This is a genomic window from Streptomyces sp. GESEQ-35 (assembly GCF_017948485.1).
Classification (GTDB): Bacteria; Actinomycetota; Actinomycetes; order Streptomycetales; family Streptomycetaceae; genus Streptomyces.
In genome coordinates this window covers 123,376-147,036 of sequence record NZ_JAFFSX010000001.1, presented here as the reverse complement: position 1 = coordinate 147,036, position 23,661 = coordinate 123,376, and the positions used below count along the sequence as shown (strand labels likewise).

General features: G+C 68.2%; 22 protein-coding genes and 1 pseudogene. 11 read left to right on the top strand and 12 right to left on the bottom strand.

From position 1 onward, the window contains the following. Positions 1-90 precede the first annotated feature (90 nt). The 7 genes and pseudogenes from KCH87_RS00725 to KCH87_RS48685 form a co-directional block, all read left to right on the top strand. On the top strand, positions 91-915 hold the full coding sequence (locus KCH87_RS00725; protein ID WP_247195521.1) for an ABC transporter permease: 825 nt from the start codon (positions 91-93) through the stop codon (positions 913-915). Then, positions 912-1,700, top strand: a complete 789-nt coding sequence (locus KCH87_RS00720) for an ABC transporter permease (protein WP_308298707.1) — start codon at positions 912-914, stop codon at positions 1,698-1,700. The genes KCH87_RS00725 and KCH87_RS00720 overlap by 4 nt, the downstream gene beginning before the upstream one ends. A 29-nt stretch (positions 1,701-1,729) precedes the next feature. Then, a complete protein-coding gene (locus KCH87_RS00715; protein WP_210583251.1) occupies positions 1,730-2,734 on the top strand; it encodes an ABC transporter ATP-binding protein in 1,005 nt (334 codons plus the stop codon). Next, the gene (locus tag KCH87_RS00710) at positions 2,731-3,777 is read left to right on the top strand and encodes an ABC transporter substrate-binding protein (RefSeq protein ID WP_210583250.1); all 1,047 of its coding nucleotides are present in this window, start codon (positions 2,731-2,733) and stop codon (positions 3,775-3,777) included. Before KCH87_RS00715 ends, KCH87_RS00710 begins: the two co-directional genes overlap by 4 nt. Next, positions 3,774-4,781 (top strand): nucleoside hydrolase, encoded by a 1,008-nt coding sequence (locus KCH87_RS00705; protein ID WP_210583249.1) that lies wholly within the window; start codon positions 3,774-3,776, stop codon positions 4,779-4,781. The genes KCH87_RS00710 and KCH87_RS00705 overlap by 4 nt, the downstream gene beginning before the upstream one ends. Before the next feature lie 93 nt (positions 4,782-4,874). Next, complete coding sequence (locus KCH87_RS00700) at positions 4,875-6,563, top strand: adenine deaminase (RefSeq protein WP_210583248.1); 1,689 nt, start codon at positions 4,875-4,877, stop codon at positions 6,561-6,563. Between the two features lie 392 nt (positions 6,564-6,955). Next, positions 6,956-7,078 (top strand): annotated as a pseudogene (locus tag KCH87_RS48685) (aminoglycoside phosphotransferase family protein); the annotation flags it as partial. Between the two features lie 296 nt (positions 7,079-7,374). Here the strand turns inward: KCH87_RS48685 and KCH87_RS00695 are convergent. From KCH87_RS00695 to KCH87_RS00665, 7 genes are all read right to left on the bottom strand, one after another. After that, positions 7,375-8,409, bottom strand: a complete 1,035-nt coding sequence (locus KCH87_RS00695; RefSeq protein WP_210583246.1) for a 2-hydroxyacid dehydrogenase — start codon at positions 8,407-8,409, stop codon at positions 7,375-7,377. Beyond that, the gene (locus tag KCH87_RS00690; protein WP_210583245.1) at positions 8,406-9,029 is read right to left on the bottom strand and encodes a histidine phosphatase family protein; all 624 of its coding nucleotides are present in this window, start codon (positions 9,027-9,029) and stop codon (positions 8,406-8,408) included. Before KCH87_RS00690 ends, KCH87_RS00695 begins: the two co-directional genes overlap by 4 nt. Then, the gene (locus tag KCH87_RS00685; protein ID WP_210583244.1) at positions 9,026-10,513 is read right to left on the bottom strand and encodes an FGGY-family carbohydrate kinase; all 1,488 of its coding nucleotides are present in this window, start codon (positions 10,511-10,513) and stop codon (positions 9,026-9,028) included. The genes KCH87_RS00690 and KCH87_RS00685 overlap by 4 nt, the downstream gene beginning before the upstream one ends. Further along, entirely contained in the window at positions 10,510-12,018 is a 1,509-nt protein-coding gene (locus KCH87_RS50365) for an FGGY-family carbohydrate kinase (protein ID WP_308298706.1), read from the bottom strand. The genes KCH87_RS00685 and KCH87_RS50365 overlap by 4 nt, the downstream gene beginning before the upstream one ends. Before the next feature lie 5 nt (positions 12,019-12,023). Then, positions 12,024-13,148 (bottom strand): sugar ABC transporter permease, encoded by a 1,125-nt coding sequence (locus tag KCH87_RS00675; RefSeq protein ID WP_210583977.1) that lies wholly within the window; start codon positions 13,146-13,148, stop codon positions 12,024-12,026. Between the two features lie 122 nt (positions 13,149-13,270). Next, positions 13,271-14,107 (bottom strand): ATP-binding cassette domain-containing protein, encoded by an 837-nt coding sequence (locus KCH87_RS00670; protein WP_210583242.1) that lies wholly within the window; start codon positions 14,105-14,107, stop codon positions 13,271-13,273. Positions 14,108-14,140: 33 nt separating this feature from the next. Then, positions 14,141-15,217: a sugar ABC transporter substrate-binding protein gene (locus KCH87_RS00665; RefSeq protein ID WP_210583241.1), complete on the bottom strand. Its 1,077-nt coding sequence runs from the start codon at positions 15,215-15,217 to the stop codon at positions 14,141-14,143. Between the two features lie 308 nt (positions 15,218-15,525). Between KCH87_RS00665 and KCH87_RS00660 the strand changes: the two genes are divergently transcribed. The 3 genes from KCH87_RS00660 (at position 15,526) to KCH87_RS00650 (ending at position 18,361) form a co-directional block, all read left to right on the top strand. Then, a complete protein-coding gene (locus KCH87_RS00660) occupies positions 15,526-16,332 on the top strand; it encodes a DeoR/GlpR family DNA-binding transcription regulator (RefSeq protein WP_210583240.1) in 807 nt (268 codons plus the stop codon). Positions 16,333-16,766: 434 nt separating this feature from the next. Further along, on the top strand, positions 16,767-17,561 hold the full coding sequence (locus KCH87_RS00655; RefSeq protein WP_210583239.1) for an FkbM family methyltransferase: 795 nt from the start codon (positions 16,767-16,769) through the stop codon (positions 17,559-17,561). Positions 17,562-17,728: 167 nt separating this feature from the next. Beyond that, positions 17,729-18,361 carry a DUF2461 family protein gene (locus KCH87_RS00650; protein ID WP_247195519.1) on the top strand — a complete coding sequence of 211 codons (633 nt, stop codon included), beginning with the start codon at positions 17,729-17,731 and terminating at the stop codon, positions 18,359-18,361. 306 nt (positions 18,362-18,667) lie between these two features. Here KCH87_RS00650 and KCH87_RS00645 read toward each other — a convergent pair. The 4 genes from KCH87_RS00645 to KCH87_RS00630 all read right to left on the bottom strand — a co-directional run bounded on the left by KCH87_RS00645 (position 18,668) and on the right by KCH87_RS00630 (position 21,915). After that, positions 18,668-19,485 (bottom strand): IS5 family transposase gene (locus tag KCH87_RS00645; RefSeq protein WP_247195518.1). Its coding sequence is split into 2 segments (ribosomal slippage): positions 18,668-19,134 and positions 19,134-19,485, totalling 819 coding nucleotides; the frame shifts between segments, so codons are not numbered across the junction. 182 nt (positions 19,486-19,667) lie between these two features. Beyond that, positions 19,668-20,627 (bottom strand): SDR family oxidoreductase, encoded by a 960-nt coding sequence (locus KCH87_RS00640; RefSeq protein ID WP_210583238.1) that lies wholly within the window; start codon positions 20,625-20,627, stop codon positions 19,668-19,670. A 285-nt stretch (positions 20,628-20,912) separates the two neighbouring features. Continuing rightward, entirely contained in the window at positions 20,913-21,521 is a 609-nt protein-coding gene (locus tag KCH87_RS00635) for a transposase (protein WP_308298705.1), read from the bottom strand. Between the two features lie 124 nt (positions 21,522-21,645). Then, on the bottom strand, positions 21,646-21,915 hold the full coding sequence (locus KCH87_RS00630; RefSeq protein WP_210583236.1) for a hypothetical protein: 270 nt from the start codon (positions 21,913-21,915) through the stop codon (positions 21,646-21,648). Positions 21,916-22,245: 330 nt separating this feature from the next. Here KCH87_RS00630 and KCH87_RS00625 point away from each other — a divergent pair, with 330 nt between their 5' ends. Beyond that, a complete protein-coding gene (locus KCH87_RS00625; RefSeq protein ID WP_210583234.1) occupies positions 22,246-22,629 on the top strand; it encodes a DUF6083 domain-containing protein in 384 nt (127 codons plus the stop codon). Between the two features lie 539 nt (positions 22,630-23,168). Here KCH87_RS00625 and KCH87_RS00620 read toward each other — a convergent pair. Continuing rightward, positions 23,169-23,519: a hypothetical protein gene (locus tag KCH87_RS00620; RefSeq protein WP_210583233.1), complete on the bottom strand. Its 351-nt coding sequence runs from the start codon at positions 23,517-23,519 to the stop codon at positions 23,169-23,171. Between the last annotated feature and the right edge of the window lie 142 nt (positions 23,520-23,661).

Sequence of the window (23,661 nt, the reverse complement as noted above, 5' to 3'; positions counted from 1 at the left end):
AGTATCGTCCACGTCGACCGGTTGCTGCAACCGGTTGCAGCAACCGGTTGCAGCAACCGGTTGTAGGAATCTCTGAGAGGGGGTGTGAGTATGTCCCGGAAGGCCACCTTGGGACTGCTGCTCGCGCCCGGCCTGGCTCTGCTGGCCTTCGGCTTCGCGTTCCCCTTCGTCGTGACGCTCTTCGCGCCGCCCGCCGCCGAACACCCCGACGTGCTCGGCAAGCTGGGCGCCATGCTCACCGACAGCTACGTACTGGGCGTGCTCGCCCGGACCGTACGCGTGGCCGTCACCGTCACCCTCGTCTGTCTGGTCCTCGGTTTCCCGACGGCCTACCTCATCGCCCGTGCTCCCAAGAGCCGCCAGGGCCTGCTGCTCGCGCTCGCGGTCTTCCCGCTGCTGCTCAGCACGGTGGTGCGGACCTTCTCCTGGCTGGTCGTCCTCGGCCGCAACGGCCTGATCAGCGACGCCGTCCTGGCGACCGGACTCACCGACCGTCCGCCCGAGTTGCTCTACACGGAGTTCGCCCTGGTCGCCGGTCTCACCCAGCTGTTCATGCCACTGATGATCCTCACCTCGTACAGCTCGCTGTCGCACATAGACCCCGGCCTCGAAGACGCCGCGCGCGGCCTCGGCGCGAGCCCCGGCCGGGCCTTCCGGCGGATCGTGCTGCCGCTCGCCCTGCCCGGCGTACTGGTGGGAGGGACCCTGGTGTTCGCCGGAGCGGTCACCGCCTTCACCACACCGCTGCTGCTCGGCGGCTCCCGCAACCGCACCCTGGCGACGCTGCTCTACGACTACGCGAACGTGAAGCTGGACTGGGGCGGGGCCAGCGCCGTCGCACTGATCATGACCGTACTGGTGCTCGTGGTCGGCTGGGCCTCGGGCCGGATATCGGCGAAGGTGGCCACGTCGTGATACGCCGACGCCCCGTTCTGTCCCTGCTGTCCGCCCTGGCCATGGTCTTTCTGCTCGGGCCCATCCTGCTGGTCGTCGCCATCGGATTCTCGTCCGGCGACACCGTCGAGTTCCCGCCGCCGGGCTTCTCGCTGCGCTGGTTCGACCAGGCGCTGTCCAACGCCTCGTTCCAGCAGGGCCTGTTGACCAGTCTGCTGGTGGCCGCGGCGGCGACCCTGTTCGCGCTGGTGCTGGGCATCCCGGTGGCCCTGGCCGTGCAGCGCCACACGTTCCGCGGCCACAAGGCGGTCGAGACGCTCTTCCTCTCACCCGCGATCGTCCCCGAACTGGTCCTGGGCTTCGCGCTCTTCCAGCAGCTCATGGTGACCATGCGGATCACCGCTCTCGGCGCACTGCTGATCGGCCACACCGTCCTGCTGCTGCCCTACGCGGTACGCGTCACGGGCGCCTCGCTCGCCCTGTCGGACCCCGCGCTGGAGGAGGCCGCCAGGGGCCTCGGCGCCGGACCCCTGCGGACGTTCTTCACGATCACGCTGCCGGTGATGGCGCCCGGCATCGTGTCGGCGGCCGTGCTGTCCTTCCTGACCTCTTTCAACAACGTTCCGCTGTCGCTGCTGCTGAAGGGGCCCGGGATCTCCACGCTGCCCGTCGAGATGCTCAATTACGTGCAGTTCTCCTACGACCCCACGGTGGCCGCGGTGAGCACCCTGCTGCTTGCCGCCACGGTCGGCGCGGCCCTGCTGACGGAGCGCCTCGTCGGTTTCAACAAGGTCTTCAGCCGGTGAGCACAGTACGCGACGACAGGAAGACGCCGATGACGCCAGTGGTTCAACTCGACTCCGTTTCACGGGAGTTCGCGGGGACGGCAGCGGTACGGGAGCTCGATCTGACCGTACGCCGCGGGGAGTTCACCGCCCTGCTCGGCCCCAGCGGCTGCGGCAAGACCACCACCCTGCGCATGATCGCAGGGTTCCTGGAGCCCACGGCGGGCCGCGTTCTGCTGGAGGGCGAGGACGCCACCAGGCTCCCGCCGGAGCGCCGCAACATCGGCATGGTCTTCCAGTCGTACGCGCTCTTCCCGCACATGACCGTGGAGAAGAACGTCGCCTTCGGACTGAGGATGCGGGGCATCCCGGACGGCGAGCTGCGCACCCGGACGGGCGAGGCGCTGGAGCTGGTCGGCCTCTCCCACCTCGCCGGCCGCAAACCCAAGCAGCTGTCCGGCGGCCAGCAGCAGCGCATCGCACTGGCCCGCGCCGTCGCCGTACGCCCCTCGGTGCTCCTCCTCGACGAGCCCCTGTCCAACCTGGACGCGCGGCTGCGTATCCAGATGCGCCAGGAACTCGCCCGTATCCAGAAGGAGACGGGGCTCACCGCGATCCTGGTCACCCACGACCAGGAGGAGGCCCTGGAGCTCGCCGACGACATGGTCATCCTCGATCAGGGCACCGTCGCCCAACAGGGCGCCCCGCGCGAGGTGTTCCGAGCTCCAGCCAACCGATTCGTCGCCGAGTTCCTCGGATACGAGAACTTCGTCGACCTGCCGGACGGCCGTACGGTCACCATCCGGCCGGAGCACGTCGACGTGCTCACCCCCGAATCCCCCACCCCCTCCGGCGGCACCACGGTCGACGCCGTGCTCACCGCCGTACGGTTCCGCGGCACCGACTGTGTCGTCACCGCCGTGTCCCAGGGCCGCACCGTCCTGGCCACCAGCAGCGACTTCGAGCTGCACACCGGCCGTCAGGTACGCCTCCATCTCCCCGCCGCGCACACGATCGACCTCCCCCGGACGAAGCAGGAGCAGCCCACCTCATGAGACGACTCGCCACCACCACCGCGGCCACCCTGCTGGTCCTTCCGCTGGCCGGCTGCGCCGGATCGGCCGCGGGGGAGCAGGACCCCAAGAAGCTGACCGTCTCCACCTTCGGCTTCGGCGTCGACCTGTTCGAGAAGAACATCGTCAAGCCGTTCGAGAAGGAGACGGGCATCGACGTCGAGGTCGAGAGCGGCGACAACGCCGAGCGGCTCACCAAGCTCCAGATCAACCGCGGCAACCCGACGGTCGACGTCGCCATGATCTCCGATTTCTTCGCCCAACGGGGCCGTGAGCAGGGCCTGTTCGACAAGATCGACCCGTCGGCCGTCCCCAACGTCGACAAGATCCACGACTTCGCCAAGGACAATGACGGCTACGCACCCGCGTACACGTACCAGCTGCTCGGCATGCTCTACCGCACCGACAAGGTCGACAAGGCGCCCGGTATCAAGGACCTCTGGAAGTCCGAGTACAAGGGTAGGATCGCGATCCCCGACATCTCGACCAGCGCCGGCGTGCCCTTCCTCTACGCCACCGCGGCGACCTACGGCTCGGGCCCCGAGGACACCGACACGGCGTTCAAGAAGCTCGCCGCCAACTCTCCGAACGTACTGAAGTACTTCAGCCGCAGCACCGAACTCGTCAGCCTGCTCGACCGCGGCGAGGTGGAGATGGCCCCGGCGCTCGACCTGTTCGCCATCGACCCGGTCAAGGCGGGCAAGCCGATCGCCTGGGCGCCCCTGGACAAGGGCCGGTACGTGGTCTCCAACACCGCGCAGCTGGTGAAGGGCGCGCACAACAAGGCGGGCGCGGAGAAGTTCATCAACTACCTGCTGTCGGCGAAGGTCCAGGAGAAGGCCGCGGCGACCTTCCACGACAAGCCCGTCAACGAGGACGCGAAGATTCCCTCGGACATCACCAAGGTGGTGGGCGACGCAGCGACCGACCCCGCGGCGGCCGGCTTCACCGTCCCGGACCTCAAGCTGGCCGTGAAGAGCAACGACGAGTGGGTCGACCGCTTCCAGCGCGAGGTGTCCGGGTGACACACCCGCAGCCGGTCGAGGTACCGGTCGCGCAGCCGGTCGTCATCGACTGCGACCCCGGTATCGACGACGCCGTCGCACTGCTGCTGGCCTTCGCCTCGCCCGAGCTCGACGTCACCGGCATCACCACCGTCGCCGGGAACGTTGGAATCGGAAAGGTCGTCGACAACGCGCTGCGACTGTGCGATCTGATCGGGGTGGACGCGCGGGTACCCGTGGTGCGCGGGCACGCGGGACCGATCGCCCGAGCCGTCCGCATCCCGGACGAACCCGTGCACGGCGAGGGCGGGCTCGGCGGCGTACACCTCCCTCCGTCGGCGCGTACGCCGCACCCGGCGCACGCCGTCGCATGGCTGGCCGCGCAGCTGCGGGACCGAGGGCCCGCGGGCACCACCGTGATCGCCACCGCGCCGCTCACCAACATCGCCGCGCTGCTGCACGCCCACCCGGAGGCCGCCTCGTCGATCAAGGAGATCGTGCTGATGGGCGGGGCGGCCTTCGCGCCGGGCAATGTCACGCCGTCGGCCGAGTTCAACTTCCTCGCCGATCCCGAGGCCGCCCGGTTCGTGACCGAGGCCGGGGTGCCGCTGCGGATCGTCGGGCTCGACGTGACCCGCAAGGCGCTGACGACCCGGGCCGACATCGAACAGCTGCTGGCCGACGGCGCGCCCGCCACCGCTGCGGCGGGCCGAATGCTCGACCACCTCGCCACCCGGTACGAGCAGCGCCATGGCGTCGCCGCCTGCGCGGTCCACGACGCGCTCGCGGTGGCCGCCACCGTACGCCCCGACCTGATCGAGTGGACCGACGCCTGGGTGACGGTGGAATGCGGCGGCGAGTTCTCCCGCGGCAAGCTGATCGCCGATGTGCACGGACGCACCGGGCTGCCGCACAACGCCAAGGTGGCCACCGGCGTCGAAACCGATGCCTTCCGCGCCTTCCTCGTCTCCCGCCTGCTGCGCCACTACGGCGCCGACGCCCACAACCCCCTTCACCGAGGCTGATATCGGGCCCTGAACCCGACGACCGACGCTCACCATCGAAGCCGACAACCGAAGCCGACGACCGAAGCCGACGACCGAACGAGAGAACCGTCGATGCCTGCGCCCAGCCACTGCGATCTGCTGATCCGCGGAGCCCGCGTGGTCTCCGCACACACCGGGGAACAGACCGCTGCCGATGTCGCCATCACCGGCGACCTGATCCGCGCCCTGCTGCGCCCCGGCACACCGATCGACGCCGGCCAAGTCATCGACGCCGATGGCCTGTTGGTGGCGCCCGGTTACGTCGACGCGCACATGCACATCGAGAGCTCGCTGCTCGCACCGCGCGAGTTCGCGCGGATCACGTTGCCCCGCGGCACCACGACGGTGCTCGCCGACCCGCACGAGATCGTCAACGTCGCCGGGCGCGAGGCCATGGCCTGGATGATCGAACAGGGCCGCTGCGCCCCGCAGTCCATGCACTGGGCGGTGCCCTCGTGCGTGCCGGCCCTGGAGGGCTTCGAGACGGCGGGTGCCGCGCTCAGCGCCGACGACATCGCCGACATGCTGGACTGGGAGGGTGTCACCACGCTCGGCGAGGTGATGGACTACCGGGCCGTCGTCGACGGCAGCCGCCGGATGCGTGAGATCGTCGCCGCGGCGCGTGCCAAGGGCGTACGACTGGACGGGCACTGCCCCAATCTCTCCGGCGACGACCTGGGCGAGTACCTGTGGGCCGGCATCGACTCCGACCACACCAAGAACTCCCCGGAAGTCGCGGTCGAGAAGGCCCGGCTCGGCATGCTGCTGATGCTCCAGGAGAAGTGCCTCACCCCGGAGTTGGTGAACAGTCTCGCCGCGCTGCCGGTGCAGCCGGACTTCTGCCTGGTCACCGATGACCTCGCGGCGGACGCCATCGTCGAGCGCGGCCACCTCGACCACATCGCGCGCGTAGCCGTCGGCGCAGGCATGGACCCGCTCACGGCCCTCCGCGCGCTGACCCTGCACCCGGCCCGCCGCCTCGGCCTCGACGACCGCGGAGTGGTGGCCCCCGGACGCCGCGCGGACCTGGTGCTGCTGCGCGACCTGGGCGACTTCACGCCGGTCATGGTCGTCTGCGGGGGCGAATTGGTCCAGGAGAGCGCACCGGCGCACCTGTCCGGCAACCCCTTCGGTGACTCCGTCCACCTCGACCCGCTGGACGCGGACGGCTGCGCCTGGACGGTGGACCTGCCCGACGGCGAGCACGTCTTCCGTGCTCTGCGGGTCAATCCGGTGGACACGTTCACCGAGCCCGCCGAGGTCGTGCTTCCGGTACGGGACGGCGTCGTGCAATGGGAGGGCCGTACCGCGGTACTGGCGGTGTTCGAACGCCACCATCGCAGCGGGCGGCACACGATGGCGCCGGTGGTCGGCTTCGAGCTGTCCGACGGGGCCGTCGCCACCACGTACGCGCACGACAGCCACAACCTGACGGTGACCGCCACCACGTCCGCGGCGCTGCGAGAGGCCGCCAACCGTGTCATCGCCTCACACGGGGGGATCTGCGTGGTCGCCGCGGGCGATCAGCCGGTGCACCTGCCGCTGCCGGTGGCCGGGGTCCTGTCCGACCGCCCCGCCGAGGAGGTGGCCCATGGCGCGGCCGCGATCCGCGAGGCCCTGCACCGCTGGGGATGGGCGCACCGGAACGCGTTCATGTCCATCTCGACCATGACTCTCCCGGTCTCCCCGCAGGTGAAGCTTACCGACCTGGGGCTGGTGCGGGTCGTCGACCGGGCCTGGGAGTCCGCGGTCCTGACGTGAGCGCCGCGCCGCGAAGGGCAACGGACCTGTTGGTCTGAGCGGATCCCTGCCACGGTGCCGTGACAGCCGAGCCCTTCGCCAGACGCGCTTCAGGTCCAGAAGGACCTTGGCGGCGACCGCCCGGTCGTGGGGCGATGTCGAAGGCCGCGCGGGCCTCGGCGAGAGGGAAGGTGTGCGTCACGATCGCGTCGACGGACGGGCCCTGGGCCGGCAGGTCGATCGCCTTGTCGAACTCGGAGTCGAAGCGGAAGGCGCCCCGGAGGTCGAGTTCGCGGGTGACGGCGATGTCGACGGGCTCCGTCCATGCGTCGTCGTAGGGTCGTCGGCACGAGGCTCTAAACGGGGTTCTGGCACGGATCTTGGGGTGCCGTCGCGGAGCGTCACCGCAGCTGTCAGAAGAAGTTCAGCTGGTGTCACGGCCATGGCGTGAGGCGGGGCGGGCGGAGCTGACGGCGCGGGCTGTGGAGCAGCGGCTGGATGCCGGTGTCACCGCCCTGATGGACGCGCTGGGTTGAGCCAAGGCAGGCCGGGGCGCGGGCCGGCTGCCACGTTCGGCGGCGGAACGGGAGTGGTGCACGTGCGGAGCCCCACGTCGGGGTTTGTTGTTCTGGGAGCGCGTGAGGTGTGGCAGTTCGGTGCTGGGCGATCGCGGGGGATGCCCGGCACTGCACCGCAGGAGGGGCGGGGCCAGCCCTCAGGTCTTTTCACCTTGGCGACCCTGACGCCGAGTTGGGCGGCGATGAGCATGCCGGCTTCCGGGTAGCGGACGATCAGAGCTTTGCCGGGGGAGCGGAGTGCCGTGTCGGGGAGTTCAGTGAAGTTGGGCCAGAACCTGTGGATTCGCGCAGTGCGCGAGTGGCCGGCCTTCCAAGAATCGTCCTACTTCCGAGGCCACGATGGAGGCGGCGTTGAAGGCGGTCTGTTTGCTGGCGCCGGCCAGATGGGGCGTCATGACGATGTTCCGGGTCGTCAGCAGGCGTGAGTCCGCGGGGATCGGCTCGCGGGGGAAGACGTCGAAGGCCGCGCCGAAGAGCTTTCCGGCGTCGAGGGCGTCGCATACGGCGTCGTAGTCGACGAGGGACCCGCGGGCACAGTTGACCAGCACGCCGCCCGCAGGCATCAGGTCGATCAGCTGCCGGGAGATCAGGCCCTCGGTCTGCGGAGTCGCGCGGGCGTGGACGGTGACGAACGTGGAGCGCCGCATGAGGTCCGCCAGGTCGGTGACCTCGGCCGGTGACACGTCGTCCGGACGGACAAAGGGGTCGGCGACCAGCACGTGTGCGCCGAATCCGTGGAGGATCCGGGCGACCCGGGAGCCGATGGCCCCGTATCCCACGATGCCGACGGTGCTGCCCTCCAGCTCCGGCCCGACCTTGTCGAACATGTAGTAGTCACCTCGCCAGGTGCCTGCGGTGAGATCCGCGTGGGTGGCGGGGACGCGTCGGGCCGCGGCCATCATGAGGGCGACGGTGTGCTCGGCGGTGGCGGTGGCGTTGCGCCCGGGGGCGAAGGAGACGGCGACGCCGTGCCGGGTGGCTGCCTCCAGGTTGGCGTTCACGGGGCCGCCGCGGCTGACGCAGAACAGGCGCAGATCGGGGCAGGCTTCCAGGATTCGTTCGGTGAGCGGAGCCATCTGGGTGACGCAGATGTCCACTCCGCCGAGGGCCTCGATGAGCTGCTCCTCGGTGCCCGATGCTTCCCGTACCTCGGCTACCTCCCCGAAGGGCTCGACCGGCCAGGGCAGGGTGAGTTCGCGGAAGGTCGCGGTGGGTGCGGCCGGCCGGAGCCTGTCGGTGAGCAGGGAGTTGAGGACGAAGTGGTCACCGGCACAGAGGATGGTGGTCACTTGATTGCTCCTGAGGTCACGGGGTGGTTCAGCGTCAGCAACGACGGCAGGCCGTTGCTCAGGACGAGTTCGTTCAGGGCGCAGTTGGCCAGGAACGGGAAGATGCGGCGGTATTCGCGCAGAGGCAGGCCGAGTATGCGGCAGAGCGCGAGCCGGATCGCGGTGGAGTGGCCCACGACGAGGACGCGGCCTTCGCGATGATCGGCCTGGAGGTCGGTGAGGAACTCCAGATAGCGGTCGCCGGCGGCCAGGGGGTTCTCTCCCTTGGGGAAGTGGTTCGTCACCGGGTCGGTCTTGAAGGCCGAAAGATGTTCGGGAAACCGCTGTTGCATCTCCGCGCGGGTGAGGCCCTCGGCGATACCGAAGTCGAGTTCGCGCAGCCGTTCATCCACGCTCGCCGGCAGCCCGGTGCTCACCGCGCTGTCGCGTGCGGTCTGTTGCGATCGCGTGAGTGGGGAGGCGAAGATCGCGGTCAGGTCCGCCTGCTCCGCCCAGTCCGCGAGCGCGCGTGATTGTGCGTGGCCGTGCTCGGTCAGCGCGATGTCGGTGCTGCCGGCGTACCGGTTTTCGGCGTGCCACAGGGTCTCCCCGTGTCGGACGAAGATGACATGGAGGCTCAAGGCGCCGTCCTTTCTCGTGCGTGGGTCGCGACGACGCCGGGGAGCCAGCCGCGTTGGACAAGCAGATCGAGCAGCCGGACGTAGCCTTCTTGGTGAGGGTCCTTCTCTGAACGGCGTGGTTCGAGGGTCTGGTCGAGTCGCACCATCGCGGCGGCGACGCTGTCCAGAGCGTCACGGCTCGATGCGGCCAGTACCGCCATGCCGAGCGCGGGTTGCGCGTTGCGCGGAAGGGTCACCGGGCGTTGCAGCACATCGGCGCGCAGCTGGTTCCACAGGGGGTTGCGGGTGGCCCCGCCGGTGAGGACGACCGCTCCGTCAGTCGGGGCGCCGAGCAGGTCCACGTAATCGAAGCAGAGCCGTTCGACGTATGCGGCGCCCTGTAGCAGCGCGGCGAAGGACTCGGCGCGGGTGGCTGGTTCGCGGCTGCTGAACGCGCGGGCATCCGCGGCGACGAAAGGGAACCGTTCACCCCGGGACACCAGTGGGTAGCGCAACAGGTCGGTGGGCAGCAGTGCCGCGGCCTCGCGGGTGAGCCGGTCCAGGTCGACGTCCGCGAATTCCCGTGCGACCAGGCCGGCTCCGACACTGGAGGCTCCGCCGGGCAGCCAGCGGCCGGAGGGTGATCGGTGGGAGTACACCACCCCGTGCGGATCACGGACGAGGTCTTTGGTGACGCCCTTGAGTACCAGGGTGGTGCCCATGACGGAGTTCCAGCTTCCGACCTCTGTGGCGCCGGAGCCCAGTTGCGCCGCGCAGCCGTCGGTCATCCCGGCGACGACGGCGGTCCCTTCGCTGAGCCCGGTCTCCGCGGCGGCCGCGGCGCAGACCTGACCGATGACCGTGCCGGGCAGCACCAGGTCGGGCAGCATCGCGCGGGGGATATCCAACGCGGCGAGAACGGGCTCGGGCCATGTCACCTGTGCGGCGTCGGCGCCGGTCTTGAGCGCATTGCTGGTGTCGGTGGGTACCTCGTGCCCGACGAGCTTGCTGTTGATGACATCGTTCTGATGCGCCAGTCGCCAGCCGTTCTCAGCAGCGTGGGGATAGTGGTTGAGCAGCCACCGGAGCTTGGGCAGAGCCCAGGATCGCTGCATCCGCTGGTAGCCGGCCTTGGCCCACTGCTGCTCCCCGGCGGCGTTGACCTGCTCCACCTCCGCCACGGCGCGCCCGTCGTCGTACATCAGCGCCGGTGTCACACAGAGGCCACGGCGGTCCAGCATGGTGATCGTGCCGGAGGTCGCGTCGACGGCCACCCCCTGGACCCGGCGCAGGTCGGCACCCGCGGCGCGTGCCAGGTCGATCGCCGTGAGGACGGCGCGCCACCACTGCTCGGGTTGCTGTTCATGGCGGTCGCCCTCCCGGTGGCTGGTCAGCGGGCACGAGCCCTCGCCCAGCAGACTGCCGTCGGACGCGGCGACGACCACCCGTACGCCCTGAGTCCCCAGGTCGATGCCCAGCCAGGCAGCACTTCCGATGGCGGTCATACGCCGACTCCACCGGTCGGGGTCGAAGATGTCTGTCCGCGGTCGCGTGTCCACAGCGGCTGGTTCAGCTCCCGCAGCCGCAAGAAGTCGGCGTACCGGTCGCTGAAGTCGTCGAACGCCTCCGGATCGGGCTGGTATGTGGCGGCAACCTCCACGTGCCGGGCGGCGGCGGTCGGGAAGTCCGGCTCACGGCCGGTGGCGACGAGACCGGTCAGCCAGGCGCCGCGGGCACCGACCTCCGCGGAGGCGGGAACGGTCACAGGAAGGCCGGTCACATCGGAGATCAGCCGCATCCAGAAGTCGCTCCTGGTGCCACCGCCACAGAGCGCCAGTCTGTCCGGGGAACCCGGGGCCGCGGCCAGGCAGTCGCGGATGGTCATGGTGACTCCCTCCACCAGCGCACGGGCCACGTCTTCGCGGCCGGCTTCCAGACTCAGGCCGGACAGGGAGCCGCGCGCGGTGGTGTCGAAGAACGGGGCCCGCTCTCCGGCAGGGGAGAGGTAAGGGATGAACCGCACCCCGGCTGTATCGCGACTGCCCGGCGCCGCCAGACCCATGAGATCTGTGACGGAGGCCAGTCCGAGCAGGCCCGCCCCCCAGTCCAGGACGTCGCCGCCGCTCATGGTGGGGAAGGCACGGAGGTAGCGACCTGGGGCTCCGAGCGTCACGGTGATGCCCACCGGCTCGTCGGTGACCACCGTGTCCGTGATGACCTCGGTGGCCAAGGTGGTGCCGAGGATGCAGCACGCCTGACCGGCGGTCACCGCGCCGGCGCCGATGGCGGTGGCGCAGATGTCGTACGGCGCCAGCACCACCGGGATACCTGCGGGCAGGCCGGTCTCCGCGGCTGCCGAGGTGGTGAGCGTGGTGACTCGGTGATCGTCGTCGCGAAGCTCGGGCAGGAGCCGCCGCGCCCACTGAAGGCCGTAGAGCTCGAACAGCCGGTCGGACCAGTCGCGCCGTCGGATGTCCATGAACGGTGCAGAGGCGTCCGACTCGTCGACGGCGGGCTCACCCGTCAGCTTCAGGTGAAGCCAGCCACCGCAGGTCAGCAGGTGGCTCGAGCGGGCCACCCGGTCGGGGTCGTTCTCGCGCAGCCAGGCCAGTACGGCGTTGGGCATCCCGGTGGACACGCGCGACCCGCTGATCCCGAACGCCTCCCGTGCCACGCCGTCGCGCTCCCACGCGGTGATCTGGGCTGTGGCCCGTCCGTCGTTCCACAGCACGGCAGGCCCGGTGGGACGCCCCTGGCTGTCGACCAGCCAGGCGCCGTCGCCCTGTGCGGTGACCGCGACCATGTCGGGGGAGTCGGGGAGCGCGGCGACGACTTCCCGGACGGCGTCGGCAACCGCGGCCCAGACCTCGGACATGTCCTGCTCGGCCCACCCGGGACGGGGTCGCATCACCTGGGTCGGCCGACGGCTCACCGCCAGCTCCTTCCCGTCGTCGGCGTATCCGACCACCTTGATGGTGGTGGTGCCCGCGTCGATGGCGATTGCAGTCACCTGCTTCACCCCCGACCGTGTGCCTGGCGCGAGCGCCGGGCGACGGAGTCCAGGCCGACCGCGATGAGCAGGACCGCACCGGTGATCATGAACCGGTAGGAGGAGTCGAGGTTCAGCAGAGTGAGACCGCTGGAGATCGACTGGATGACCAGGACCCCGAGCAGGGCGGCAATGGCCGAGCCCCGGCCGCCGAACAGGCTGGTCCCGCCGATCACCGCCGCGGCGATGGCGTTGAGGTTGACGTCTCCGGTACCGGTGCTCTGGTTCGCCGCGGCCAGTCGCGAGGCGGCCAGGATGCCGCCGACCGCGGCCAGGCCGGAACACAGGACGAACGCCGAGGTGTATACACGCCGCACGTTGATCCCCGCCCGGCGGGACGCCTCGGCATTGCCGCCGACCGCGTAGATCGATCGTCCGAACTTGGTGCGGGACAGCACGTAGTGCATCACCAGCACCAGCGCGACGAAGAACACGAACATCCAGGCGACACCGCGAGTGCGGTTCAGGTAGAAGACCACGAGCAGCAGCCCGGCCAGCAGCACAAGCGACTGCATGACAAGCCACTGCGGCGACGAGGACGACAGCCCGGCGCCGCGGCGGGTTCGGGCACGCACCCACCCGGTGGCCAGGAACCCACCCGCGGCCGCCACCGCCAGTGAGTAGGCCATCCAGTCGGGGACGAACCACAGCTGTGCGAACTTCACCAGAGTGGAGTCGTAGGGCAGGTTGATGGCGTTTTCGCCTCGAAGCAGCCACAGCTGTACGCCGAGGAAGGCCAGCAGCCCGCCCAGGGTGACCACGAAGCTGGGCACGCCGAAGCGGTTGAGTACCTGGCCGTAGAGCCAGCCGATCAGGCAGCCGCCGGCCACCGCCGCGAGGACCGCCAGCCACATCGGCTGCTCGTTCTTGACCATGACGACGGCGGTGATCGCGGCCGACACACCGCTCACCGAGCCCACGGAGAGGTCGATCTGGCCGACCAGCAGGACGCACACGATCCCCAGCGCGAGGACGCCCACCGGGACCATGTCGAAGGACAGGTTCACCAGATTGGTGCTGGAGAGGAACGTCGGGTTCAGTGCCTGGAAGATGGTCCAGATCACCACGATGCCGCCGACGACGGGCAGCATGCCCAAGTCTCCGCCCTGAACGCGGCGGATCGTGGCCCTGATGCTGTCGCTGATGCCTTGCGGCGTTACGAGACGCTCATCCTGTAGGTCGGTGGCCGTTGCCACCGAGTCTTCGGTGATTGTCACAGCTCTTCCTTCTCTTCCTGCATTTCCTGCTTTTCCTGCGGGGAAGTCAGGCGGCCGGCGGCTCGCCGCGAGACCACGTTGTCGGTCGCGCCGGTGATCGCAGCGACGATCTCTTGGGAGGAGACGTCCCTGGCGTTGTACACACCGTTGTTGCGGCCCAGCCTCAGCACCGCGACGCGGTCGGCGACGGCCCGGACGTCCTCCATGTTGTGGCTGATCATCACCACGCCGAGTCCGTTGTCCTTGAGCCGCTCGACCAGGTTGAGGACCTCGGCTGTCTGCGCGACGCCCAGGGCGGCGGTCGGCTCGTCGAGCAGGACGATCTTCGGGTTGCTCAGCAGGGATCGGGCGATCGCGACCGTCTGCCGCTGGCCGCCGGAGAGGGCGGCCACCGGGACGCCGAGTGTGGGGATCTTCGCCGACAGCTGTCGCAGCAACTGCCAGGAGCGCTTCTCCATGGCGACGTCGTCCAGCATCCAGGGCCGAAGTTCCTGGCCCAGGAACAGGTTCGCCTTGACGTCGAGGTTCTCGCACAGGGCGAGGTCCTGGAAAACCGTCGCTATGCCCATCGCATGGGCAAGGGCCGGTGAGCCCAGAGACACCTTCTCGCCGTGAAAGAAGATCTCTCCCGCGTCGGGCCTGTACACCCCGGAAAGGATCTTCACGAGCGTGGACTTGCCGGCGCCGTTGTCCCCGACGATGGCGACCACCTCACCGGCCGCGACGTCTAGCTCGATATCGGTCAGCGCGGCGACCGCGCCGAAGTTCTTGCAGATTCCGCTCAGCGACAACACAGTGTTCGTGCCCGCACCGGTAACCGCGGTGCCTGTCATCGTGACCCTCTTCTCCTCAGAGACTTCAGATCGCTACTGGATGCCCAGGCGTCCGCAGTCGGCGGCGTACTGCGCGGTGCACACGTCCTTCGCCTTGAGCACTCCACCGGAGCCGAAGATGACCTCCTTGAGGTTCTTCTGTGTCACGACCGTCGGCTTGAACAGCTGCGACGGGGTGTTGAACAGCGTGCTGTCAGCCTTGGGCTCCTCGCCCTTCAGCAGCTGGTGGACGGCGTCCGCGGCCGCCTCGGCAACGATCTTGATCGGCTTGGAGATGGTGCTGAACTGATCTCCCGCGATGATGCGCTGGATCGCTGCCAGCTCCGCGTCGTTGCCGGTGATCGGCGGGACCTTCACATCGGCGGCCTTGAACGCCGCGATCGCACCTCCGCCGGTGCCGTCGTTGGCCGCCACCACGCCGGCGATCTTGCCGCGGTACTGGGCGATCTGCCCGCTCGCCCACTGCTGGGCCTTCTCCGGCGACCAGCCCGGCGTGTCGTACTCGGCCAGCAGCTTGAACCCGCTGTCGTCGACGGCGTTGTGGACGCCCTTCTTGATCAGCCCGGCGGCGGCGTCGGTGGGCGACCCGTTGATCTGGAGCACACCTCCCTCGGCCTTGGTCTCCTTCAGGTGATCGACCAGCGACTGGGCGATGGCCTCGCCGATCGCCTCGTTGTCGAACGACACATAGAAGTCCGCGGGCTTGTCCGGGACGGGACGGTCGTAGGCGACCACCTTGATGCCCTGGGACTGCGCCGTCTGCACGATCGTGGCCGCCCCGGCCGAGTCCACCGGGTCGATCACGATCACCTTGGCACCCTGGGCCATCGCGGAATTCGCCTGCTGCTGCTGAAGCGAGGCGTCACTGTTGGCGTTCTGGTAGATGACCCCGCAGTCCGGGCACAGCTTGGCCATACGCTTCTTGAACAGCGGAGCGTCGTACTGCTCGTAGCGGGTGGAGGCCAGGTCGGGCATGAGGAAGGCGACCTTGCCCGACTCTCCGTCCGCCTTGGCGGTCCCGGAGTTCCCGCCACTCGGTTCCTGAGCGCATGCGGTGAGAGCGCCCAGGGCGAGGATGCCGGCGAGTGCACCACTGGCCAGTCTTCTCATGTTCGACTCCTTGATCCAGGGCCGGGTAGCTGCCGGTTGGCCGCTATGACGTAACGCACAAGAAACGCGCGGCTCCTGCGGGTGTCAACACATCCTGAGAACTGAACACCGATGTCTGATCCTTTGATCAGCCTGACTGTTCGCTCTCTGGGCATGGGCGAACATCGGTGTGCCATGCTGCTTCGGGAAGCCCGCCACAAACCCTGCTGTAACACGCTCGTTGCAGGTGGAGAGCGCGCAGCGGACGAGAGGGAAGCCCGACGCAACACCTATGTGTTCTGTTAACAGAAAGGGAACAGAGGGACTTCATGGAGGAAGACAAAGATCCGGCCACCGGCGAGGGCGGGCGAGGGCCGCGCGAGAGGCGGGAGCGGATCAAGAGCCGTGTCGTCGACGAAGGCTTCGTCCGCATCGAGCGGCTCGCCGACGAGCTGGGCGTGACACCGATGACCATCCGCCGGGATCTCGACTACCTACAGGGCAAGGGGTGGCTGAGGAAAGTCCGCGGCGGGGCGACCGCACGACCGTCGACGGCGTTCCACGGCGACATCCGGCACCGCACCCAATCCATGGCGCCGGCGAAGAGCGCACTCGCCCGTGCCGCACTTGGCCTCGTCAAGCCCGGACAGTCCCTCATCGTCGACGACAGCACCACCGCCCTCGCGCTCACCGGACTGCTCTCGCAGCGCGCACCGCTGACGGTCATCACCAACTTCGTACCCGTCATCCAGGTTCTCGCCGGAAGTCCGGGAATCGACCTCATCTCACTTGGCGGCGCGTACTACCCCGCCTACGACGCATTCCTCGGCATCCGGACCATCGACGCGGTCAACAGCCTGCGCGCCGACACGCTGTTCGCCTCGACGACCGCCATCACGCGCGGCCACTGCTACCACCAGTCCCAGGAGACGGTGGGAGTGAAACGAGCCCTGATGGAAGCCTGCGACCGCAAAATCCTTCTGGTCGACCACACCAAGTTCCAACGCCGTGGCCTCTACCAGCTCGTCCCCGTCACCGCGTTCGACCTCGTCATCGTCGACGCCGCCATCTCGGCGTCAGAGCTCGACACACTTCAGGCCAGCGGCGTGGAAGTCCTCGTCGCCGACCCGGAGTGAAACCCGGCTCGCGTGCGACGGGGGAGCGGCCCGCGGGCGCCGCCGGCGTCGTGCGCGGGCTCCTTCACGATGCCGTCTGCGCAAGCCATGGCTGCGATCGCCATGGTCTGTTGGTAGGTCGGATGGTCCGGCAGCTTCGAGGGCGGCGGCCTGGGCGGACAAGCTCGGGCAGCTCCAGTAGCTCCAGCAGCGTCTTGCGGGTGATGCGGATCTCCTCGGCGGTGCGGTGAAACTTCCCGGCGCCGCGCGTCGGCGAGGAACGCCATCAGGCGCCAGGGCGGCTTGCCGCGCGCCGCCAGGTAGAGCCTCGCCACCACGAACCGGGGCCACGCCTGGCCCATCAGGACGAGGAGTGTGGATCAGGGACGTGGCCGAAGTGAAGCGTGCGGGCTGGATTGTTGGCGCCAACCCTGATAGATCACTCTGTCATGACCATGAAAACGATTGAACTGCACAGCATCAATCGTTGGGAGGCGTCCTTCCTGCGCGAGGAGGTGGGCGGCTACTTCACCCACGGCATCGAGTGCACGCCGGGCGCGACGGTACTCGACGTGGGCGCCAACATCGGTGTGTTCTCGGCGGCCGTCTATGAGCGGCTGGACGGGGACGTGCGGATCTACGCCTTCGAGCCGATGCCGCCACTCCACGCGACACTCGAACGCAATGCTCGCGAGTTCTTCAACGGACGTCTGACCGCGCTCTCTTACGGCCTGGCGTCCCGTGACGACGAGCTCGATTTCAGCTACGTTCCGGCCGCCACGATCTTCTCGTCCTCCTCGCGGGATCAGGGGAACATCGAGGCTGAGCGGCGCCGGGTCACCGCCAGCGTTGTCGAAATGATCCGCCAGGGCGGCCTGGGACCGGTCCTGCGCCGCGTACCCGCCCCCGTCCTCACTCTGCTCGTCAGCCGCAAGCTGCGGGTGTTGCGGCGCATTGAGACGCACCGGGTGAAGGTCAGGCCTCTGTCATCGGCGCTCGACGAGCTGGGCATCGACCACATCGACCTGCTCAAGGTCGATGTGGAAGGCGCCGAACTCGAGGTGCTCAGAGGCATCGAGGAACGGCATTGGCCGCTGGTCCGCCAGGCCGTCGTCGAGGTGGAGCGCTGGCAGCAGAACCGCGACACAGTCTGCGAGGTCCTCCGCACGCACGGCTTCACCGTCAGCACCGAGCAGGACCCGGTACAGCAGGCCGGTGACATCGGCATGGTGTTCGCGGTCAGGCCCTGACCATGCGCAGCACCCGGCACTCGATGGTCAACGGACGTGCCGGTCTCCCCGGCCGGGCGGGACTCACGGAAGGATCTACGGCAGCGAGCCCGGCCGCAACACCTCCCACCTTGTCTGGGGCTACGCCTCCCTGCCCGTCTCACTAGTGGGTGAGCTAACCTGCCCGGATGCGGGGACAGTTCACCGGCTGGCCGGAGCAGGCCATGGACGTGTTGTGGCAGCTCCAGGGCGAACCGACCCACGCGACCCGCGAGCGCTACCGCGCGGACCGCGAACGCCTGGTCCGGCAGCCGATGATCGCCCTGCTCAACGAGGTCGCGGACACCGACCCCCGGTACGAGGACTTCTCCGTCTGGCACTACCGCACCGACTCCTGGTGGTGGCAGCACCAGGGCGCGGTGATCCGGCTCGGCCGCAAGATCGAGATCAATCTCCGGTTCGACCTGGACGGCCTGCGGATCCAGGGCGCCTGGTGGTACCCCGATCCCGGCCAGGTGGACATGTTCCGCAAAGCCGTGGCCTCCGAGGGGAGCGGCCGTGAACTGTCCGCCATCGTCGAGGACGTGCGGAAGAAGGGCTACGACATTTCCGGGGACGTGATGAAACGCCCGCCGCGCGGCTATCCGACGGACCACTCCCGTGCGAACCTGCTGCGCCACCGTTCGCTGATCGCCGCCCGTCCTCTCGGCTGCGAGGAGTGGCTGCACACCCCCGAGGCGGTCGACCGGGTCCTCTCGGCAGCCGCCGACCTGGACGCCCTGCTGATGTGGCTGGTCCGCCACGTGAAGCGCGCCGCCTGACATCACGAGGGCGCCGCGCGGCAAGGGAGGAACGACACCCGTGCCGCTGGCCCCCGCGCTCAGAAGGTGACGCGCACCTTCAGCGCCGACCGGTCGTGCATCGCCCGAGGGGATGCAGGCGCGAGCCGGGGCGATGTCCCCGCGCAGCGCGGTGTTGCGGTCGGGCATCCGGCGCAGAACGCCTCGCCCCGCGTTTTCCGCAGCACGGCACCCCCACACAGCCGACCGCACCGCCGTCCCGGGTGATAGCGGGCCGTGAGACAGCGCAGGTCAGCGGTCTGCCCGTCCGGAGCGGCCTTAAAGGCCCTAACAAAGCTGTTGGACATGGCGGTGGGTGATCAGGCACACGGTGAGTCCGAGGAAGGCTTCGTGGATGTCGTCGCGTCGTTCCCAGCGGATGCGTAAGCGACGGAAGCCGTGGAGCCAGGAGATCGTGCGCTCGGCGACCCGGCGGAAGGTGCCCAGGCCGGTGCCGTGAGGTTGTCCTCGTTCGGCGATCGCGGGGCGTATGCCACGCCGGCGAAGGAGCCGGCGGTACTTCTCGTGGTCGTAGCCGCGGTCCGCGAACAGCATGTCGGGTCGTCGACGGCGTCGTCCGATGATGCCGGCCACGGCCGGGACCTTGTCGAGCAGGGGCAGGAGTTGGGTGACGTCGTTGCGATTGCCGCCGGTCAGCGACACCGCGAGCGGGATGTCCTGGCCGTCGGTGAGGACGTGGTGCTTGCTGCCCGGCTGTGCGCGGTCGGCCGGGCTGGGCCCGCTTTTGGGCCCCTGCGGGCGGCCCGGACGTGGGAGGAGTCGATCACCGCCCGGGACCAGTCGAGCTGGTTCTTCGACCGCAGTTCTTTCAGCGGCACGGCGTGCAGGCGGTCCCGGACGCCCGCTTCGTTCCACGCGGCCAGGCGTCTCCAGCAGGTCATGCCCGAGCCGAAGCCCAACTCCTGGGGCAGATACTCCCATTGGATGCCGGTGTGCAGGACAAACAGGATCCCGCACAAGGCCTGCCGGTCCGGCACCCGCGGCCTGCCTTCGATCAGCTGCGGAGCAGGCTCGGGCAGCAACGGCACGATGAGCGACCACAGTTCGTCCGACACGATCCAGGGCCGCGACTGGCGGTTCCCCATGACCAGACCAACGAGCCGACAGCCAACAGTCACATGATCAATAGCTCTTGTTAGGGCCAGTAAGTCGTTCGTATCGCGCCCCTCGGAGACGACTACTGAGCTTTTCGGTTCAGGGTGACGTCATGTGTCAACACTTTGAACAGTGGACGGCCCCTGCGGGAATCGTGCTCGGCACGGCGAGGTCAGCGAAAGGAGTCGATGTTCTCGCTCACCCAGTCGTGGTAGGTGCGCAGTGGGCGGCCGATGATGTCCTGCACGGACGGCCGCTGGTCGAGTGTCCACTGAACGAGTTCGTCGAAGCGGGCGCCGTACTCTTCAAGTGCGTACAGCGTCACGTCGATCGCACCGTCCGGCCAGCCACGACGTCGCCAGATCGCCCGACTCTCGTCCGCCGCCAGATCGACCGTGTCGATGTCGCGGCCGAGAGCGGTGGCGATGCTCCGTATCCGTGAACGCGTGCTCAGCGGCGGGCCCACAGCCTCGACGATCGTCCCGGTGTGATCGTCGCTGATCAGTGCTGCGGCCACGACGGCGGCGAGGTCCTGCTCGTGGATGAAGGGGTAGTGACCCTGGTTGAGGAAAGCCTCCCTGACCACTCCGTCGGCGCGGACGGTGTCAGGCCAGTCCGACCCTGTCGCCGGGTAGGTGCTCTCGATGACGGCACCCATCACAGCCGACGGCCGGATGTGCGTCCAGGCGATGCCCGAGTTCTCCACAGCTTTCTCGATCGCCAGCCAGAACCAGGTCTCCGGCGGATTCACCTCTTCGTACTCGGGCCCGTGAGACGACAACAGAACGACTTTACGGGCGGAGGCGTTTCGCGCCAGAGTGAGGGCGTCCTGGACCGTCGACGGATGGGCACCGGCGAGGAACACGGCCTCGACACCGTCGAAGGCTCGGGCACACTCCACGGGCCGGGTGATGGACCCTTGCACGACGTCGACCGTGTCAGGCCAGCCACCGCACTGGTCCGGCTCGGCCATTACCCGCACATGCCGGCCCACGGCGAGTAGTTGTCGGGCCAGGCATCGGCCGACGGTTCCGGTCGGGCTGTTGCCTTCATCTCTGCGCGGGCTGACGACGGTCAGCAGGCAGATGCCTTCGGTTACCGGCGTCTTGTCATTCTGCTCGAACCTGTCCACGGCAAGACCTTTCAACGCGTGTGCGGAGATCTTGCACCGGGCCCGGGCATCGGACGGCCTCTGCCATGCCCCACGGTCACGGCTGCGGATCGAGGCCGGAAAGTTTACCAGGATGCACTTGGCGACAACTTCGTTGCCGGAAGGCTCAGTAGGGCGCCGGAGTCGTCGTGACACCGCCTCAGCGGGCCGCTGTTCCTCGTCGACCGGCGGCCGGCCCCGCACCGGTAGGCCCAGGGCAGAGACATCTTTGCCGGAAATATTTGAGGTGTTCGGTTCGGGCTGACGTCATGGTGGGACCCGGATTAATCCGGTTACGGCAATGAACCCGTCGAGCAGGTCGGGCCGGTACTGCATCCGCTTGAGGCGCGTGCGGACCAGCCGTGCCAGGTCATCGATGCTGCATGGGGCCAGATTGCCCAGGCTCTTCTTCAGATGCGCCCACACGCCCTGGGCCGGGTTGAGGTCGGGGGTGTAGGCCGGGAAGCGGTAGACCGCCAGCCACGGCCGCTTTTCGATCAGCTCGCGCATGGCGGCGTCGACGTGGTGGCTGTAGTCGTCCCAGACCAGCACGATGTTGCCGCCGAGTTGCTGGTGGGCGACATCCAGCAATGAGGCGAAGTCCTTCTCCCGGAAGCCATTTTTCTCGCCTTTGCGGCCGTGGTGCACCAGCATCCGGAATATCAGCCGGGCGCGCCGGCCGGCCTTGCGGCAGACCAGGCCCGCCAGGGAGATCTGGCCCGACTCTTCCGCGAAGCACAGCCACGCGTCCTGGTCTCCCAGCGTCTTTCCACCCGGGGCCAGGTCTCCCTGATACAGCCGGTCACGGCGTCCTCGTCGCGTTCGGCCGCCCGGCGCGCCGGGGCGGCTTTCGGCGGCGCCAGCGCCACGGGACATGCGCGGACCTTGGTGCTTGGGGACAAGAAACCTTGTTCCGAAGTGATCATTAAGCCGAGTGACCTCGAATGACAAAAGGCCGAATCGGACGTCTTTTAAGCGACTGGCTCCAGATCGGGAAATCTCACTGGTTTCGATCGGTTTCCTTGATCGACAGGGCGTGCGGTGGATTCGTGATGATCGCGGGAGGCTGGCACGCTTCTTCAAGACTCCGAGCCTTGATGACGAACAGCGCACGATCAACATCAACGCAGAGATCGCGGATGATTTGCCAGTAATGTCTGCGCAAGAATGTGGTGACATCTACTAGGTTTCCGTATCTTCCTTCGGCATGGCCGTTCCGGCGCAAAGCGCATTTACTCAGCCCGAGCAACTGACCCAGAGATGCAGTCAACAGGGCTGAAGGTCCAGGTGATGTGGGCCTCGCTGTGGGAGACCAGCCGCTCGTAGTCGCGCACGTTTCTGCGTGCTCTCGCGATCCACGCTGGTGCGCAAGCGAATATCGGTGGTGTGCTTGTTCCGCGAAATGATGCAGCGGCGGATCATGCTGCCCGTGGCCTTGGTGGGCCGTCGTCAACAGCGCCTGTCTGGCCGCTGCTATTGGTGCGCGCCGGGCGTGGACGGCCACTTCGAACCTCGTCTGCCGTGGTCTGCCCGCCGGGCCGCAGGTTTCCCGTCCGATAGGCACCGTGCGGCATGCGCGTATGGCACGCACGCTCCACATATGGGGGCTGACGAGGTGCCGCGGTTGGGCGGCAAGCAGACGTTCACGTGCCCGTTCTGCGGCCTACCGCAGGATCGGGTGCCGACGCTGGAGCAGGACTGGGTGCTGTTGGAGCCGGGTGTGGATGTTTTGGCGCATCTGGTGCCAGCCGAGTATCGGTGGATTGGGCTTTCGGATGGGCGGGTGACGGTGTACGCGGTGTGCCCTCCGGACAGCTCGCAGCGGTGCCGGATCGAGCATCGGCTGGCGTGTTCGGAGCAGCAACTGCCCGACTTGTGGCCTTGGTTGACGGTGCTCCGGGGAGAGAATGCGCGCCGGACTGCGCGGGAGTCGAGCGCGGCGCCGCCTGTGCTGGCGGAGGTGGAGTTGCCGGACGTCGGGTAGCGGCGATGTTCCGGCTGGCTTGCACGGGGCCGTTCCAGAGGGCATCGAGACGCCCCCGCATCGGACTCCGGCGCGAGGGCGTTTTCGCACATTAGGGCTGACTACTGCCAGACGTTGTGGTGATCAGCGCGGCTATGGCTGTTGCCCATTCGGGGCTCAGTCCGGCGCAGGCGGTCACGATGATGGTGATCGTTATGGTGATCACGATCGTGTGCCGCTCGCGTGCGCCGTGTGCTGAGCATCCGGTGGGGTATGCCTCACGGGGAGGTACGGTCACGTGCTTCTCCTTCCAGGTCGTGCTGGGAGTGGCCCTCGGGGTAGGTCGGTTGGTAGCCGGTACGCCTGCTCCGGGGGCCTTCTGCTGTCGTCGCGTCTCCTACCCAGCACGGGGTGCGCTGCTGTGCGCTGGAGGTTCGCCGGGGAAGCATGTGGGGGCGCACGTTCGCATCTGTCTCGCTGCTCGGACGCGGCCGTGCTCCGCGAAGCAGCCCGTCCAGTTGACGAGCATGGATGATCGTGTGGCGTGACTGGAATTGTCTTCAGGGGTAGCTCTCGGTGGAGTCGGTATCGCGGCCAGAACCGATATCGCCGTCGTTCACAGGATTGTTCGGCTGTCCGCCATCACCAATCGGGAGCCTCATCCACGAGTCGCGATAGGGCTGTTGGGGGCCATCGCCTTGCCCGGTCAGTTGAGAGAGGCAACTGCGGCAGTCCAGCACGAGGCTGTGGTCGGGGCCCAACGATTCGGAGACGTGGTCCAGCAGTGAGTTGAACTGGGTAACCGCCGCTTCCGAATCGCCGCATGCACCGGTCCACAGGGCAGCCTCGAAGCGTGCGTTGAGTATCACCGGATGCACGTCGGGAGTACCGTCGAGCCTGTCAGTGATCACGTCTTCGGCGATCTCCAGGGCCTGGTGAGGTTGCCCTGCCTGGCCGGTCGCGTGTGCCAGGCCGGTGCGCGCACCGAAGGACCGCAGGTGTCATGGCAGCGATAGGTGTCGCAACGTGGCGGGGGACGTCGAGCACGGCCTG

What these genes read in the sequence shown, in the direction of transcription:
- KCH87_RS00650 (WP_247195519.1), top strand. Translation starts at nt 17,729, where the DNA reads ATGCGGGGACAGTTCACCGGCTGGCCGGAGCAGGCCATGGACGTGTTG.
- KCH87_RS00670 (WP_210583242.1), bottom strand. Translation starts at nt 14,107, where the DNA reads ATGACAGGCACCGCGGTTACCGGTGCGGGCACGAACACTGTGTTGTCG.
- KCH87_RS00625 (WP_210583234.1), top strand. Translation starts at nt 22,246, where the DNA reads ATGGGGGCTGACGAGGTGCCGCGGTTGGGCGGCAAGCAGACGTTCACG.
- KCH87_RS00710 (WP_210583250.1), top strand. Translation starts at nt 2,731, where the DNA reads ATGAGACGACTCGCCACCACCACCGCGGCCACCCTGCTGGTCCTTCCG.
- KCH87_RS00665 (WP_210583241.1), bottom strand. Translation starts at nt 15,217, where the DNA reads ATGAGAAGACTGGCCAGTGGTGCACTCGCCGGCATCCTCGCCCTGGGC.
- KCH87_RS00660 (WP_210583240.1), top strand. Translation starts at nt 15,526, where the DNA reads ATGGAGGAAGACAAAGATCCGGCCACCGGCGAGGGCGGGCGAGGGCCG.
- KCH87_RS00700 (WP_210583248.1), top strand. Translation starts at nt 4,875, where the DNA reads ATGCCTGCGCCCAGCCACTGCGATCTGCTGATCCGCGGAGCCCGCGTG.
- KCH87_RS00635 (WP_308298705.1), bottom strand. Translation starts at nt 21,521, where the DNA reads ATGTCCCGTGGCGCTGGCGCCGCCGAAAGCCGCCCCGGCGCGCCGGGC.
- KCH87_RS00725 (WP_247195521.1), top strand. Translation starts at nt 91, where the DNA reads ATGTCCCGGAAGGCCACCTTGGGACTGCTGCTCGCGCCCGGCCTGGCT.
- KCH87_RS00675 (WP_210583977.1), bottom strand. Translation starts at nt 13,148, where the DNA reads ATGCTGCCCGTCGTCGGCGGCATCGTGGTGATCTGGACCATCTTCCAG.
- KCH87_RS00715 (WP_210583251.1), top strand. Translation starts at nt 1,730, where the DNA reads ATGACGCCAGTGGTTCAACTCGACTCCGTTTCACGGGAGTTCGCGGGG.
- KCH87_RS00685 (WP_210583244.1), bottom strand. Translation starts at nt 10,513, where the DNA reads ATGACCGCCATCGGAAGTGCTGCCTGGCTGGGCATCGACCTGGGGACT.
- KCH87_RS00655 (WP_210583239.1), top strand. Translation starts at nt 16,767, where the DNA reads ATGAAAACGATTGAACTGCACAGCATCAATCGTTGGGAGGCGTCCTTC.